We start from the raw sequence: 15,770 nt of genomic DNA on the forward strand, positions 1-15,770 counted from the left end.
AATTAGATGAAATTCAGTGAATCTTGGCTTCGTGAGTGGGTTAACCCATCAGTAAGTCGTGACGCATTATCACACCAAATCACCATGGCCGGCCTTGAAGTTGACGGTGTTGATCCTGTAGCTGGCGATTTTAGCGGCGTGATCATTGGTGAAGTGGTTGAATGTGGCCAGCATCCTGATGCCGATAAACTACGCGTTACCAAAATTAATGTTGGCGGCGATGAACTTATCGACATCGTTTGTGGCGCACCAAACTGCCGTTTAGGCTTAAAAGTCGCGGTAGCTATGGTCGGCGCAATATTGCCTGGCGATTTTAAAATCAAAAAAGCCAAATTACGTGGTCAACCATCAATGGGCATGTTGTGCTCGTATGGCGAGTTAGGTATGGACATCGAAAGTGATGGCATTATCGAATTACCACTAGATGCGCCTTTAGGCGTAAATGTGCGTGAATACTTGCAATTAGATGATGCCATTATTGATGTTGATTTGACAGCTAACCGTGCTGATTGTTTAGGCATGGCAGGGCTTGCGCGCGAAGTGGGCGTATTAAATCGTCAAGCAGTGACCGAGCCTTCTTGGCAAGCTGTTACAGCGACTATTGACGCACCGTTTAGCATTAATGTTGTGGCGCCAGATTTGTGCCCTCGTTACTTAGGCCGTGTGGTTAAGAACATTAATGTTAAAGCTGCTACGCCATTATGGATGCAAGAAAAGCTACGTCGCAGCGGTATTCGTTCAATTGATCCAATTGTTGATATCACCAACTATGTGTTGATCGAATTTGGTCAGCCAATGCATGCGTTTGATTTAGCTACCTTAAACGGCGGCATTACTGTGCGTTTGGCAGATGGTGTTGAAAAGTTAACTTTGCTAGATGGTAACGAAATTACTGTACCTAACGACACCTTAGTGATTGCCGACGATAAACAAGCTGTTGCATTGGCAGGCGTGTTTGGTGGTGAGAGTACCGGTGTGAGTGAACACACCCAAAACATCCTTTTGGAATGTGCTTTCTTCTCACCACTAGCCATTATGGGTAAATCACGTCGTTTAGGCTTACACACAGACGCGTCACACCGTTTCGAACGTGGTGTTGACCCTGAGCTACAACATAAGGTGATGGATCGTGCTACTCGCCTAGTATTAGATATCTGTGGTGGCGAAGCAGGGCAAGTGATTGAAGCTTTGTCTGCGGAGCATTTACCAACAGCGGCTAATATTACTTTGCGTCGTAGCAAGTTAGATAAAACCTTAGGTCACTTTATTCCTGACTCTGACGTGGTTGAAATACTAGAACGTTTAGGTTTTAGCGTGCAAACCAACGCTGATGTATGGAATGTGACCACTGCGACTTATCGTTTTGATATGGCGATTGAAGAAGATTTGATCGAAGAAGTGGCGCGTATTTACGGCTACAACAACATTCCTAACGTTGCCCCTATGGCTGCATTAAGCATGTCTGATCACCAAGAAGCTGATATCTCGCTTAAGCGTGTGCGCAGTATGTTTGTTGCACGAGGTTTCCAAGAAGCGGTGACCTACAGCTTTGTTGATCCAAAAATGCAGAATATTGTGCACCCAGGCGAAGAAGCCATGGTGTTGCCAAACCCGATTTCAGTTGAAATGTCAGCCATGCGTTTGTCGATGTTTACTGGATTATTGACTGCTGTAGGTTACAACCAAAGCCGTCAGCAAAATAGAGTACGTTTATTTGAGACCGGTTTACGCTTTGTTCCTGATGCACAAGCAGATTCTGGTGTTCGTCAACAAGCTATGCTGGGCGCGGTTATTTCTGGTGTTCAAAATGACGAACATTGGTCAATGGAATCGAAAACTGTCGACTTCTTTGATTTAAAAGGTGATTTAGAAGCAATAATCGGCTTGACAGTTGCCTCTACAGAATTTAGTTTTAAAGGGGCAACACATCCTGCGCTGCATCCAGGTCAATGTGCTGAAATATTGAGAAATAATCGAGTCATTGGTTACATCGGTGCTATCCATCCTAGTTTGGAAAAGCCGTTTGGCCTCAATGGTAAAACAATTGTTTTTGAGTTAGAACTGGATGCATTATTGCACGCCCGTTTGCCGCTAGCCCAAGCTGTATCTAAGTTTCCTGCCAATCGTCGCGACATCGCGGTAGTAGTAGATGAAACTGTTTCTGCAACTGATGTTATGAATTTGATAAGAAAAGTTGGCGAAAATCAGTTGGTTGGCTTAAACTTGTTCGATGTATACCAAGGTAAAGGTGTTGAGCCTGGCAAAAAGAGCCTAGCCATCGCACTTACGTTACAAGACACTACTCGCACACTTGAAGATAAAGATATTACTGAGGCTATGGAATCAGTGGTATTGGCTCTAAAGACCGAGTTCAACGCATCGTTGAGGGATTAAAGTATGGCACTTACCAAAGCCGAAATGGCAGAACATCTTTTTGAAACATTAGGCATTAACAAACGTGTGGCTAAAGAGATGGTCGAGTCTTTTTTTGAAGAAATTCGTGAAGCACTCGAAAGTGGTGAGCAGGTCAAGTTATCTGGCTTTGGCAACTTTGACCTTAGGGACAAGAATCAAAGACCGGGAAGGAACCCGAAAACTGGTGAAGATATTCCGATTTCTGCACGTCGTGTTGTTACCTTCCGTCCTGGACAGAAGCTAAAATCACGAGTTGAAGCGGCAAACTCGGGTAAAAAATAATTCACTAGTTAATACGCCAATCCGATCGGATCTGTATTACGAAGAGCCACTCTTAATTGAGTGGCTCTTTTGTTTTTGAGTTTGACGAATACTGTTTATCATCTGTATTGATTATGGATATTATACCCATTCCAATATTTATCTGGTCATTCAGTGGGAGTGTTGTGCCTTCTAGGCAAGTAATAGGATTGTAGGCATAGTTGTTCTACCTCAATAATTATATTAAGCCGTGCTGATGGTACAAAACCCGCCCGTGGGAGTGACTTAAGCTTTCCATTTTTTGTGGCATTGTTTTATGAGGGACAAGCATTATTTCAACAATGTGCCTGAAACTGAAAAAACTCAGTGACTCTGATTGAGCACGTAATTAATGGAATTGGTATTTCAAATTGTGATATCGGATAATCTTATTGACGCTGTCTTGTGCGTCAGAGCGATGCTATAGGTGACACTGTCGTTTTGTTATTGTTGATTATAATGTTGGTTTGCACTCCTTAATCACGAGTATAATGGCCTTGTTAGTATATTATTTTTTGCCGTGGCTCACGGTCAGTTTATTTGGAGATTCTTTTGGCACGACAAGCAAAATATTTTGACACTCGTTTTAAGCAATCATTACTGCATCCTCGTTACTGGGGAACATGGTTAGCCATCGCCGTGTTGTTTCTGTTTGGTGTTCTTCCCGCAACAGTAAGAGATCCTATTGCGAAATTATTGGCCCGCGTGGTGATGAAAGTAGCTAGCAAACCAATACGAATCGCAAAGGTTAATATTACCCATTGTTTCCCTGATAAGTCGCCTGACGAAGTCGATGAGTTAATTAAACAAAATGTTGAGACTTTTGTGATTACCTTATTGTCACAAGCTGAGTTGCTTATTCGGTCTAAAGCCTACTTAAAACGCCGTATTCAACTAAATGGCTTTGAAAATGTGCAAGCTGCTCGAGATGCTAAGCAACCGATCATTTTTATTATGCCGCATGTCTGGCCGATGGAATACGCGGGCCTGAGAATCAACTTAGAAATTCCGTTAGTGACTATGGTTAAAGCACATCGAAATGGATTATTTAATTGGTTTAGTAATCGAATGCGTAGCAGTCAAGGTGGACGTGTGTATATGCGTGAAGCAGGGATCAGAGCCTTGTTGGCCGAATTAAAAAACGATAATAGTTTTTTCTATTTGCCTGATGAAGATCTCGGACCTGATAAAAGTATATTTGCGCCTTTTATGGGCACAGTGAAAGCCACATTACCGGTCGTAGGGCGCTTAGCTCAAGCAGGTAATGCCCAAGTCATGCCAGTTAAGATTGGTTACGATCAACAAGCTAAGCAATTTATTATGACTGTGATGCCAGCGATAAATCCCCAAGAGATGGTTGGTAAAGAGAACGAAGCTATTGCATTAAATAAAGTGGTTGAGCAAGTGATTAATGCCTATCCAGAACAATACATGTGGTTTTTAAAACTACTGAAAACTCGCCCTCCGGGTGAAAAAGAATTTTATTAATCATATACGATTTGAATGCATTATTATCGGTCATGATCTTCTACTCATTCGTTGTAGTGTGTATCAGTTGTTTAACGACAACCATGACTTTGATAATATTAGTAAAAAAGACGCCTCGGCGTCTTTTTTACTAATAAAATGGGCTAAAACGTTACTGACCGGTGGCAGACTTGCTGGCTTTGGTATGGCGGTTTAGTAAGTTTTGATTAATATCGGCCATCGACAAACCTTGATCTTCAAGCAACACAATTAAGTGATACATCAAATCCGATGCTTCATTGACTAACTCTTCTTTGTCATGAGTGGCTGCGGCAAGGGCTGTTTCAAGGCCTTCTTCACCGACTTTTTGGGCAATGCGTTTAGTACCGCGTTCAAATAGTGAGGCAGTATAGCTTGAATCTGCACTTTGGCCTTTACGGGAAATAATCAGTTTAGTCAGATTATCGATAAAAGGGTGTGCGTTACCATCTTTCCAGCAGCTTTCTGTTCCTGTATGACAGGTTGGGCCGTTAGGGATCACTTGCACTAAAAAGCTGTCGTTGTCGCAGTCTTTGTCGATAGCGATGAGATCAAGCGTGTTACCAGAGGTTTCGCCTTTGGTCCATAAACGTTGTTTAGAGCGACTAAAAAAGGTCACTTGTTTAGTGGCTAAGGTTTTCTCTAATGCCGCTTGATCCATATAACCTAGCATAAGCACTTTGCCCGTTAGGTGGTGCTGCACCACTGCTGGTATCAAGCCTTGTTGCTTGTCCCAATCTACGCCTGTGCTATCAAATTTGATGTCTGTCATTTGTAATCTCTTTTTGGGTGAGGCTATGTTTAGTCTCGTAAAAATCTAAGCTTATAAACGAATCGCGATGTTATTGGTGTGCAAGTATCGTTTTAACTCACCAATATCAATGATGCCTTTATGAAACACACTTGCTGCTAATGCGGCGTCAACTTTGGCAAGTTCAAACACTTGTTTAAAGTGCTCCATAGTACCTGCACCGCCAGAAGCAATTAACGGCACATCGCAAATAGCGCGTACCATGCTAAGTTGTTTGATGTCATAACCACCGCGCACGCCATCTTGGTTCATGACGTTCAATACAATCTCGCCACAACCGCGCTTTTGTACTTCTTCAACCCAATCCTGAGTATACCATTGAGTGTCTTTGGTCGCTGCTTCATCGCCGGTAAACTGTTTTACTTTGTAACTGCCAGTTGCAGCATCATAAAATGAGTCAATGCCGATAACGATACACTGGCGGCCAAACTCATCTTGTAGGCGTGATATCAAACTCGGGTCGCTTAATGCAGGCGAGTTAATTGATATTTTATCCGCACCAAAAGCGAGTTTTTCGCGTGCTTGCTCGATGGTTTTAATTCCACCGGCGACGCAAAACGGAATATCAATTTGTTCAGCAACGCGGCTTACCCAGGATTTATCGATAACCCGGTCGTGTGCACTGGCGGTAATGTCATAAAACACTAACTCATCAGCGCCTTCTTCGGCATAACGTGCGGCGAGGGGAACGATATCACCGACAATTTCGTGGTTGCGAAACTGTATACCTTTAACCACTTTACCTTCGCGAACGTCAAGACACGGAACTATGCGTTTGGCCAGCATTGTATTGCCTCCTCGACGGTAAATTGATTAATCAATAAAGCTTTGCCGATAATAATACCCGATGCTTTACTGTTGCGAACTGCGGCAACGTTATCGAGCGTAGCAATGCCACCAGAGGCTTGCCAAAGGATAGTAGGGTAAGTCGCGGCAAGTTCAGTGTAGAGCTGCGTATTGGCGCCAGTTAAGGTGCCATCACGGCTGATATCAGTCACCAATGCATGCTTAAGGCCGACGGTTTCAAATTCAGCCACTAACGACTCTAATGACTTACCACCACCCGATTGCCAACCCGATACCGCGACAATTTTTTCGCCGTTATCGTTGATGTTGACGTCCAGAGCCAAACAAATGGCTTCACTGCCGTATTTTACAAACCAGCTTTTTACCAGCTCAGGCTCTTTAACCGCAAGAGATCCAATGACTACACGCTTAACACCGATAGCTAATAATTCTGCGACTTGCGCTTCAGTTCGAATACCGCCGCCGACTTGAATATCAACATCAAGCCCTGCAGCAAGTTCAGCGATTAATTGGGTTTGGCGTTTATTAGGATCTTTAGCACCGGTTAAGTCGACGATATGCAGCAGTTTCGCCCCTTGGGCTTGATAAGACTGCAATTGTGCCAGAGGGCTTAAGTCAAAGGTGGTTTGCTTGTCATAGTCACCTTGGTACAAACGCACCACTTGGCCGTCAATTAGATCAATGGCAGGAATAATCACTGTGGTGTCCCCATGTTTAAGAAGTTCTGCAAAATTTGTGCGCCCACTTTGGCACTTTTTTCTGGGTGGAATTGCACCCCAAAAAAATTACCTTTGCCAATGGCGGCACTGAATGACTCGCCATAAGTGCTACTGGCTAGGGTATATTCACTGATTGGCGCACGGTAGCTGTGAACAAAATACACGTAGCTGCCATTTTCAATGCCGACAAATAATGGGTGATCGCTCACCTCAATTTGATTCCAGCCCATGTGCGGCAAGGGCAGACCTTTGCTGTCTAAGTCACCAATATCAGTCGGCACTAAGCCTAAACAGGTGATATTTTGTTCGCTACGACCACCATGTTCATTAGACAATGATGCCAGCATTTGCATGCCTAAACATACGCCCATAACAGGTTGCGTTAAGCTTTTAATCAGCTCAATTAGGTGTTTTTGTTTTAAGACGTCCATTGCCGCACCAGCGGTGCCAACACCTGGCAATACCACTCTTGCTGCGCTGCGGATCACATCAAAGTCAGCACTGACTAAGACATTGGCATTCAGACGCTCAAAAGCGAACCGTACAGAGCTTAAATTGGCACAGCCGGTATCAATAATCACGGTAAGATCATTGGTAGCGTTTGAAGTATTCGATACTTGTGTCACATGAACTCCTTACAGCACACCTTTGCTTGATGGCAGTATGTCACCTTCCACTTTCACCGCTTGGCGAAGCGTACGGCCTAACACTTTAAACAGTGCTTCTACTTTGTGGTGATCGTTATCGCCTTGCGAACCAATGTGTAAGGTGCAACGTAGGCCATCAGCGAATGAGCGGAAAAAGTGTGGCACCATCTCGATAGCCATTTCACCGACCATTTCACGATCAAAGTCAGCATTGAACTTTATGAATGGGCGACCAGAAATGTCCATTAGGCACTCGCCGCTGGCTTCATCCATGGGTAAGCTGAACCCAAAACGAGCGATACCGCGCTTGTCGCCAAGGGCTTGACGAATCGCGTCGCCAATGGCCAGTGCGGTGTCTTCTACACTGTGGTGGTCGTCAATTTCTAGGTCGCCGTCAACATGCACGTCCATTTTAAAGTTACCGTGGGTTTGAATTTGATCCAGCATGTGGTCAAAAAAGCCGATTCCGGTTTCAATCTTTCCCTTGCTTTGATTATCTAAGTCGATGGTCACTTTGATGTTGGTTTCTTTGGTGGTACGCACTACTGTTGCCACGCGACCTTTACTTAATAAAGCACTGGTTATAGCGTCCCAGTCGAGCGTTTGACGATTGTATTTAAAGCTTTTAATGCCCATTGCATTGGCTAGTTCAACGTCGGTTTCACGATCGCCAATCACTGCTGAAGTGGTAAAATCTACTTTGCCTTGGGTTAAGTAGTCTTTTACTAAACCTAGTTTAGGTTTACGGCAGCTGCAGTTTTCATCATTAAAGTGTGGACAGATAACCACATCGTCAAATACTACACCTTGGCTTGCAAAAATTTGCATCATCATGTCGTGCGGGGCATCAAAGTCTTCTTTTGGAAACGAAGGTGTGCCCAAACCGTCTTGGTTGCTGACCATCACCAAGCGAAAACCGGCTTTTTGCAATTTAAGTAACGCTGGGATCACTTGTGGTTCAAACACTAGTTTTGCCAAACTATCGAGCTGCTTGTCGATGGCAGGCTCTTCCACTAATGTACCATCGCGATCGATGAATAATATGTTCTGTTTCATGTTCAATGCCTTAAATAGGGTGTAATTTTATTTGTTTTAATCTGTTGGTTTTATCTATTCAATTTGATCTATGTGTTTATCAATAGGTTAATCACAGTATCTATTGATAGGGCTTTAACTTTTATGCTACTGACTCTGACAGCGCTTTTTCAAACAAAGCGATAATCAAATTGGTTTGTTGTTCATTGGTAAAGCTAAAGCGAATTGCATCAGCAAGGCGTGGATCTTTGTATGCACGGGCAACCACGCCGGAATCACTTAATCGTTTGGCTGCAGCGCTAACATCGTCAAATTTTGCTAACATATAGTTACCATTAGCAGGCAGCACTTTAGCGCCATAGGCAGTTAACGCAACGCTTAAGCGTTGGCCTTGTTCAATTAAACTGGCGACTTGAGTTCGCATAGTATCGATGCCAGCTGGACTTAAGGCTCTTACCGCAAGTTCAGATACTGGCAAAGGTACTGGATACGGTGCGATAACTCGCATCACTAAATCGATAATGGCATCACTCGCAAGCATAAAGCCACAACGAGCACCAGCTAAGGCAAATGCTTTTGATAAGGTACGCAACACCACAAGGTTAGGGTACTGATCAAGTAAATCAGCCACGCTGTAGTCTGGGCAAAATTCAATGTAGGCTTCGTCGACCACTACAATCGAGTTTGGCGCCGCTTGAATGGCTTGTTCAATCTTGTCTTTAGCAAGTACGGTGCCGGTTGGATTATTGGGATTACAAATAAACACTACTTTTGCATTGCCTATTTGGGTTGGCCACGCGTCAGGTAACTGATAGTTGTCGGTTAAACTTAGCGCTGTGACAGCCACATTAAAGGTTGCGGCACTAATTGAATACATGCCATAAGTCGGTCCAAAGCAAGCAATACTGTCGACGCCAGGGATACAAAAGGTGCGAATGAGTAATTCAATCGCTTCATCAGCGCCACGACTGGCAATTATGTTACTGGCTTTCACACCGGAATAACTGCTGTAAGCATTGATGAGTTCAGGTGGCTGGCATTCTGGATAACGGTTCACTTTATCAAGGTCGCTATTATTAAATGGCGATTCATTGGCATTGATCCAAATATCACCTCTACCGCCAATACGTCTGGCACTTTGATAAGGTGTTAACGTGAGTAATTCGGGTCTGGCCAAGGTGTTTGGATCAAAAGTCGCTACTTGGGTCTGGCTCATGGCTATGCTCTCTACTTTCAACTCTAATAAGGTGTTAACTGAACACGACAGATTTTGCTCTAGGCTTAACAGTTACATACTGGCTAAACGGATTGCGATAGCATTTTTATGCGCATCTAAAAGCTCATTCTCTGCTAATACCATGACACTTTGCCCCAAGGTTTGTAATCCCTGCTGACTGAGTTCTTGCACTGTAAAGCGGCGACTAAAATCGGCTAATGACAAGCTAGATACCGAACGGCTGTAACCATAGGTCGGTAACACGTGGTTGGTGCCACTGGCATAATCGCCAACCGATTCAGGGGTGAATGCGCCTAAAAACACAGAACCCGCACCGCGAATTTGCTTTAGTACTTCCCGAGGTGCAGCCGTTTGAATAATCAAATGCTCCGGGCCATACAAGTTAGACACTTTAGCGGCCGCATCCATATCACTGACAATGATACTTCTGCTGCATTTAAGCGCTTCTGCGGCGATGTCTTTACGGCTCAATGGTGCTAATTGCTCAATTAATGCTTGGTTGACTTGCTCTGCCAGTGCTAATGAATCGGTCACTAGCATCACTTGCGAGTCAACACCATGTTCTGCTTGAGACAATAAATCTGATGCTACAAAAGCAGGATTAGCATCTTTGTCAGCAATAACGAGTACTTCAGAAGGACCCGCTGGCATATCAATTGATACGCTAATACGGCTGTCTTGTGACACTAAGCGTTTCGCCTCAGTCACGTAACGATTACCCGGACCAAATATTTTATCAACGTTTGGTACGGATTCTGTTCCAAAAGCCAGTGCTGCTATGGCTTGCGCGCCGCCGACTTGGAAAATATCGGTAATGCCGCAAACATTGGCTGCATAAATAATTGCATCATTAATTGGCGGAGGGCTGACTAATACGCGTTTGCCACAACCGGCTATTCTTGCCGGTAAGGCTAGCATCATGACCGTTGAGATTAATGGTGCCGTACCGCCTGGAATATATAAGCCAACACGCTCGATAGGCTCGCTTCTGAGTTCACAACGAATTCCTGCTTGAGTTTCAATATCTACACCCTGAAACACTTGCGCCTTATGAAAGGTTTCAATGTTGTTGACCGCTTGTGCAACTGCTTGCTTAACGTCGTCACCCACTCGTGCACATGCTGCAGCAATGGCGTCAGTTGATAACGCTAATTCTGTTAGCTCAACACCGTCAAATTGTTTGTTATAAGCCAATAATGCGCTATCACCTTGAGCGTTAACTTGCTCAATAATGTTGCGAACACCTTGCTCAACACTTGCGTCACCCACTAATGGAGAACGCGCTAAGGTTTGTCGTTGCTGTTCGGTAGATAAAGAAGCCCAATCGAGAATTTGCATTTGTGTTACCCCATCATTTTTTCAATAGGCATGACCAGAATTGAGCTTGCACCTAGCGCAGTTAATTCTTCCATTGTGTCCCAGAATAAATCTTCAGTACTTACAACGTGAATTGCCACCCTATTAGTGTCGTCATTTAGTGGTAATACGGTTGGGTTTTCAGCTCCAGGGAGTAGGGCAACGATTTGATCTAAGGTTTCAATTGGCGCGTGCAATAAGATGTATTTGCTTTCGCGAGCACGGATAACGCCATTAACACGCGATAGGATTTTATTGATTAGTGCTTGTTTTTCAGTTGATTGAGTTGTATTAGATTGAATGATGCACGCCATTGAACGGTAAATCACTTCAGTTTCATACAAGCCATTCGCTTCAAGGGTGGCACCTGTAGAGACTAAATCACAAATACCGTCTGACAATCCTGCTCGTGGCGCTACTTCAACCGAGCCCTTTAGCATACAATCGCTGTAGTTAATGCCTTTTTCTTGCATAAAACGGCGCAGCAAATTCGGGTAAGAGGTTGCAATGCGTAAGCCTTCAAGTGAGTTGGCATCTTTGTATTCAAACTCATTGGGTACAGCTAATGATAGACGGCATGAACCGAAATCTAACTCACGTAATTTAGTGCATTCAGCAGGCTTGTTTGCGAGTTGACGCTCAATTTGCTCTTCTTCAAGAACGTTCTCACCGATAATACCTAAGTCAACAACACCATCCATTACTAGGCCTGGAATATCATCATCACGAACGCGTAATAAATCGATTGGCATATTGTCTGCGTGTGCAATCAAGCGTTGCTCATTTACATTAAATTTAACCCCACAGCTTTTTAGTAACTGTTGAGACTCTTTTGATAAACGGCCTGATTTCTGGATGGCGATACGTAAACGTTTTGACTCACTCATGTGATACTTCCTTATGTATTAAATATAAAATTCTGTAAATTTAAAAGCTTAAATAAAAATATAAATTTAGAAAAACAAAAAACCCCTGAAATTCCTTCCAGGGGTTTATGTGAAATTTTGTTCACCACCAGAAGGATAACATCCTTCGGCAGTAAGCATCCGAAGGCTACCGCATATGGTGATGATGGTGGAATGTAGTCACTTGGATGTTCATATTAATTACTCTTTAAGTATGCTTGCTGTAATGGTTGTTATTGACTATCAATTAACCATTACGTTTACATTAATTATTCGCTAAAAACTATACGATTAAACTTAACCGTATTTATAACAGTTTGCAATAGTCAATAAACATAAAATGCGATTTACAGGTCAAAATTTTTGCATAAGTTATAAGTTTAATGTCAAGTTACCTAAATAAACCAATAACAAGATATTTATTGGTTATTAATAAAGCGATATGAGTTTATTTGTTCACCGTTAGGACAGCAGTCAGCCAAATTTACAGGATGGTGTTATCTTCGGGTTAACTTTTTTGTAACCATTGAGTCGTTGATTATCTAATGATACTAAATACTATGTTGTATTAATTTTACTCATTTAATACATCGGAAAGGTCATAAGCTGATGGTAAAATAGGTCAAAATTGGAGTGAAAAGTGAATATTGTTAATGGTTTATTTGTTTTTTATTGAATCGATACACTATACTTTGTTGCTAATATGGCTTCACACATTACACTCCTTTAATGGGTGTCATTAAAGGATATTCATTAAAGTCATTGAGTATATTTAACTAAGCTCATAATATTACATATTGCTTTATTAGTGATAAAACAACGTTATCGGGGTATGCATTGTATGAAGACCATTGACCTAGCTGCGCTTAGGGAAGTTATGGATTTAATGCTTGATGCTGTTTGTGTAGTGGATAAAAGTGGTTGTTTTGTATTTGTGAGTGCAGCGTTTGAAGATATATTTGGCTATGCACCAGCTGAAGTCATCAATAAACCAATGATAGATTTTGTTTATCCTGATGATGGACTAAAAACACTTAAAGTTGTTGAAACACTGATGAGCGGAGTGCATCAGCGGCGTTTTGAAAATCGTTGGGTCCGCAAAGATGGCAACATAGTTGATATTCTGTGGTCAGCAAGGTGGTCAGAAGATCATCAGTTGAGGATTGCGATTGCTCACGACATCACTGAGCGCAAAAAAATGGAACAACAACTTCATTACATTGCAGGACATGATCCATTAACAGAATTGCCCAATAGAGCATTGTTATTTGAACGCTTGCAAACGTCATTAGGGTTAGCGCGTCGTGAGGGAGCATCTTTATCATTACTGTTTATTGATATTGATGGGTTTAAGCATGTCAATGACAGTTATGGCCATTTGGTTGGTGACAAACTGTTAAAGAGTATAGCTCAACGTTTACGCCATTGTGTTCGTAAATCGGATACGGTTGGACGCTTTGGCGGCGATGAGTTTTTAGTTGTACTAAACTGTATTAATTCTCTAGAGAAAGTGCTTGTTATTGCTGAAAACATTCGTTCTGAACTCGATAAACCTTATCGGTTTGATGATCTCGTTCTGCAGCTATCCCCTAGTATTGGTATGGCACGTTATCCTGATGATGGTGATGATGAACAGCAATTGATTCAACATGCAGATAAGGCTATGTATAGTGCTAAAAATGCGGGTGGAAATAGAGTCAATGTCAGTTGATATAGTGCTAACTCAGCTGGTTACTTAGCCTATATTGTCAGTTTAAATCATACCCTTTTTAAGCAAAAAACCGCATCTAACCCGCATCCTCTCTCAGCACACCTAGTGTTTAATCTGTTTTGTTTATCATGAATTGATAACAGCATACTGATATTGTTAAATTATCACATAGAGTCACTCAGCAAGTCATGAAGGCCATCTCATAATGGGCATTTATGGATAAATAATATTTGACGATGTCAGCTGTAATTGTATTTGAGTGCTGATTTCACCTTTTTGACTGGCCGTTAGTTGGCTTGAGTTATCAATGGCTGCCAGCGCCGATCGCTTATCAAATCCACTCCACACAGTAATAGTATTTATAATCGATTCTAGTCGTGTTGCGGGGTCATTAATGAGTTCGGCTACATTAAACGCTTGCTGCGGATCTGTTTGGTTCAGCTGAGCTGAACGTTGATTTAATGCAATATCTTTGTTGTTATCAGACAATGGATTAATCAATTGTAAAAAATCGTTTTCAGAATATTCTACCAGGGCATAGCTAGCGTTAATAATAATATCGCGTTGCACTCTAGCCTCGTAGTTATCAAGTCTGGCTAACATCATGTTAGGTTCAACACTGGCGATTTCTGCTAGGGCGCTATTGAAATAGTCTTGGTTTAAATTGTAGCTTTGTTTTTGATTATTTAAAAAAATCAACGCGGCCTCTGGATCGGTTTCTGCCATTTTGCGTGAAATAATGAAAACGCCACTGGCGCGTTGTTCAACTGCAATGCCGTCCAACCAATCAACAGCTTCTTGAATATTCTTTTCAACTAGCTGATATACCATCGAGGTAATCAGATAATTTGTCGACTCATTCAATGGTAACGATGCAATAAGATTTGCAGCCTCATTAGGTGATTGTTCAATGTAATAATACATAGTATTTAAGTACATTTTTAAGGTCGATTGTGTTTCAGGTTGTAACTTTAACCATTCAAATGCCCCTATTGCATCTGAGCTTGCCCATGAATCGACAATCGACATCATTATCGATGACTTCATCGGCTCTACTGCTAATAAATCAATCTCGTTTAACGCCTGCTGTGGATTAACGGTCGCTAGAGCGCGCAAATAACTGTCGAGTAATGATTCGTATAGCTCAGTGGATTTTTGGTGTTCTAACCATGAGATCACGTTCGAAAATTGCATTTTTCCAGCGATTTCTAAAATTAAACCGTATAAGTCTTCGTGTTGCGTTTCTTGGGCAACGAGCAATGCTTCAAGGGGATCTTGTTCAGCCAATTGCATGATACGAAAAATCGACATGTAAGGTGTTTCATCGCTGTTTAATGACGCCTTAAAGGCATCGCGGTCTAGAGAGTTTTGCGAAGGATAATTTACTGAATGCAAAGCTAGTTTGTCTGCCGATAGCGAATTTAGCGTGTTGGTTTGTGGAGTTTGAGTCAACTCCTCTGGGGTTTTAGTTGTGTCTATGACGTCGCTCGGCCAGATCAGTGGATAACTGATAAACCCGATACACCAACTTATTACCACCACGATTAACCATTTCATTACTGCTTTTCCTTAAGCTTACTGTGTTTGCTCGATTCACTCTCATTTAGGTTACGTTATTATGATGCTGTTAATATTGCAATAAATTGTTCCGCCACAGATATGATAGAATGACTGTTAACTGACTAACTTTTATATTGAATTAATCATTAGTATCTAGACTATGTGGCCCCAAGCGAGTATTTATGCGTAAAAATGACAAAAAAAGAGACAATCAAATAAGGCTAGGGTTAACGGCCGTATGCGAACATGCATTAAATGCCTATCCTGGTTTTGCGTGGATTACCCATATTGTGGACTATGATTTGTATCCTAAGAGCCTTCAGATAGTGTGTATATTTGATACTGAAACACAACTAAGACAATGTAGCCAAAATGGTGATAAAGCCGCATTATTAGACTTAATTAAGTGTACTTTAGCTAAAGATGGCATTGAGTTTAAAAATATTAATCAACATGTTAGCTTCGATACAGAAACCGCCTGTGAGCAGCAACATAAGGGAAACTGGGCATTGCGATTAAATGAAAGAAAGCATAGTGCTAACTTACACTAATTGATTGTGTCTGCTGCTTTTTATCTGTTAGCACACCTTATAAGATGATGTTGTATATCATTCATTGATTGAATTAATATTTCCCATTTCAACATTTCCCGTACTAGCTTGTTTAAGTTTATTTCTACTATCCGCAAAAGCGAGATCTAGCGCTTATATCGCCTGAGTAAAAGCCGTTATCCTAATACCAAGTAAATTTGGGGTTACCGA

At 42.1% G+C, this 15,770-nt stretch carries 14 protein-coding genes; 5 read left to right on the forward strand and 9 right to left on the reverse strand.

Going from position 1 to position 15,770, the window contains the following annotated elements; translation table 11 throughout:
- Positions 1-6 precede the first annotated feature (6 nt).
- The 3 genes from pheT (at position 7) to lpxM (ending at position 4,203) form a co-directional block, all read left to right on the forward strand.
- Positions 7-2,394, forward strand: coding sequence for a phenylalanine--tRNA ligase subunit beta (gene pheT, locus GW828_RS08270; protein ID WP_273059184.1), 2,388 nt, complete (start codon positions 7-9; stop codon positions 2,392-2,394).
- A gap of 3 nt (positions 2,395-2,397) precedes the next feature.
- Positions 2,398-2,697 (forward strand): integration host factor subunit alpha, encoded by a 300-nt coding sequence (gene ihfA, locus GW828_RS08275; RefSeq protein ID WP_011637176.1) that lies wholly within the window; start codon positions 2,398-2,400, stop codon positions 2,695-2,697.
- A gap of 570 nt (positions 2,698-3,267) precedes the next feature.
- Positions 3,268-4,203, forward strand: a complete 936-nt coding sequence (gene lpxM, locus GW828_RS08280; RefSeq protein ID WP_124018128.1) for a lauroyl-Kdo(2)-lipid IV(A) myristoyltransferase — start codon at positions 3,268-3,270, stop codon at positions 4,201-4,203.
- A 151-nt stretch (positions 4,204-4,354) separates the two neighbouring features.
- Here lpxM and hisIE read toward each other — a convergent pair whose 3' ends face one another.
- The 8 genes from hisIE to hisG all read right to left on the reverse strand — a co-directional run bounded on the left by hisIE (position 4,355) and on the right by hisG (position 11,720).
- Positions 4,355-4,993, reverse strand: coding sequence for a bifunctional phosphoribosyl-AMP cyclohydrolase/phosphoribosyl-ATP diphosphatase HisIE (gene hisIE, locus GW828_RS08285; RefSeq protein ID WP_273059190.1), 639 nt, complete (start codon positions 4,991-4,993; stop codon positions 4,355-4,357).
- 51 nt (positions 4,994-5,044) lie between these two features.
- Positions 5,045-5,818, reverse strand: a complete 774-nt coding sequence (gene hisF, locus GW828_RS08290; RefSeq protein WP_273059191.1) for an imidazole glycerol phosphate synthase subunit HisF — start codon at positions 5,816-5,818, stop codon at positions 5,045-5,047.
- Positions 5,800-6,537 (reverse strand): 1-(5-phosphoribosyl)-5-[(5-phosphoribosylamino)methylideneamino]imidazole-4-carboxamide isomerase, encoded by a 738-nt coding sequence (hisA, locus tag GW828_RS08295; protein ID WP_273059193.1) that lies wholly within the window; start codon positions 6,535-6,537, stop codon positions 5,800-5,802. The genes hisF and hisA overlap by 19 nt, the downstream gene beginning before the upstream one ends.
- Positions 6,534-7,184, reverse strand: a complete 651-nt coding sequence (gene hisH / locus GW828_RS08300) for an imidazole glycerol phosphate synthase subunit HisH (protein ID WP_273059195.1) — start codon at positions 7,182-7,184, stop codon at positions 6,534-6,536. Before hisH ends, hisA begins: the two co-directional genes overlap by 4 nt.
- A 9-nt stretch (positions 7,185-7,193) precedes the next feature.
- Positions 7,194-8,261: a bifunctional histidinol-phosphatase/imidazoleglycerol-phosphate dehydratase HisB gene (gene hisB / locus GW828_RS08305; protein WP_124018133.1), complete on the reverse strand. Its 1,068-nt coding sequence runs from the start codon at positions 8,259-8,261 to the stop codon at positions 7,194-7,196.
- A 121-nt stretch (positions 8,262-8,382) separates the two neighbouring features.
- A complete protein-coding gene (gene hisC / locus GW828_RS08310) occupies positions 8,383-9,456 on the reverse strand; it encodes a histidinol-phosphate transaminase (RefSeq protein WP_273059197.1) in 1,074 nt (357 codons plus the stop codon).
- 72 nt (positions 9,457-9,528) lie between these two features.
- A complete protein-coding gene (gene hisD, locus GW828_RS08315; protein ID WP_273059199.1) occupies positions 9,529-10,815 on the reverse strand; it encodes a histidinol dehydrogenase in 1,287 nt (428 codons plus the stop codon).
- A 5-nt stretch (positions 10,816-10,820) separates the two neighbouring features.
- Entirely contained in the window at positions 10,821-11,720 is a 900-nt protein-coding gene (hisG, locus tag GW828_RS08320; RefSeq protein WP_124018136.1) for an ATP phosphoribosyltransferase, read from the reverse strand.
- Positions 11,721-12,579: 859 nt separating this feature from the next.
- Here hisG and GW828_RS08325 point away from each other — a divergent pair.
- The gene (locus GW828_RS08325; protein ID WP_182723652.1) at positions 12,580-13,449 is read left to right on the forward strand and encodes a diguanylate cyclase domain-containing protein; all 870 of its coding nucleotides are present in this window, start codon (positions 12,580-12,582) and stop codon (positions 13,447-13,449) included.
- A 213-nt stretch (positions 13,450-13,662) separates the two neighbouring features.
- Here the strand turns inward: GW828_RS08325 and GW828_RS08330 are convergent, their stop codons facing one another.
- Entirely contained in the window at positions 13,663-15,006 is a 1,344-nt protein-coding gene (locus GW828_RS08330) for a hypothetical protein (protein WP_273059202.1), read from the reverse strand.
- Positions 15,007-15,191: 185 nt separating this feature from the next.
- Here GW828_RS08330 and GW828_RS08335 point away from each other — a divergent pair, with 185 nt between their 5' ends.
- On the forward strand, positions 15,192-15,560 hold the full coding sequence (locus GW828_RS08335; protein ID WP_273059204.1) for a Fis family transcriptional regulator: 369 nt from the start codon (positions 15,192-15,194) through the stop codon (positions 15,558-15,560).
- Positions 15,561-15,770: the final 210 nt, after the last annotated feature.

The organism is Shewanella vesiculosa (assembly GCF_009994065.1).
GTDB lineage: Bacteria > Pseudomonadota > Gammaproteobacteria > Enterobacterales > Shewanellaceae > Shewanella > Shewanella vesiculosa.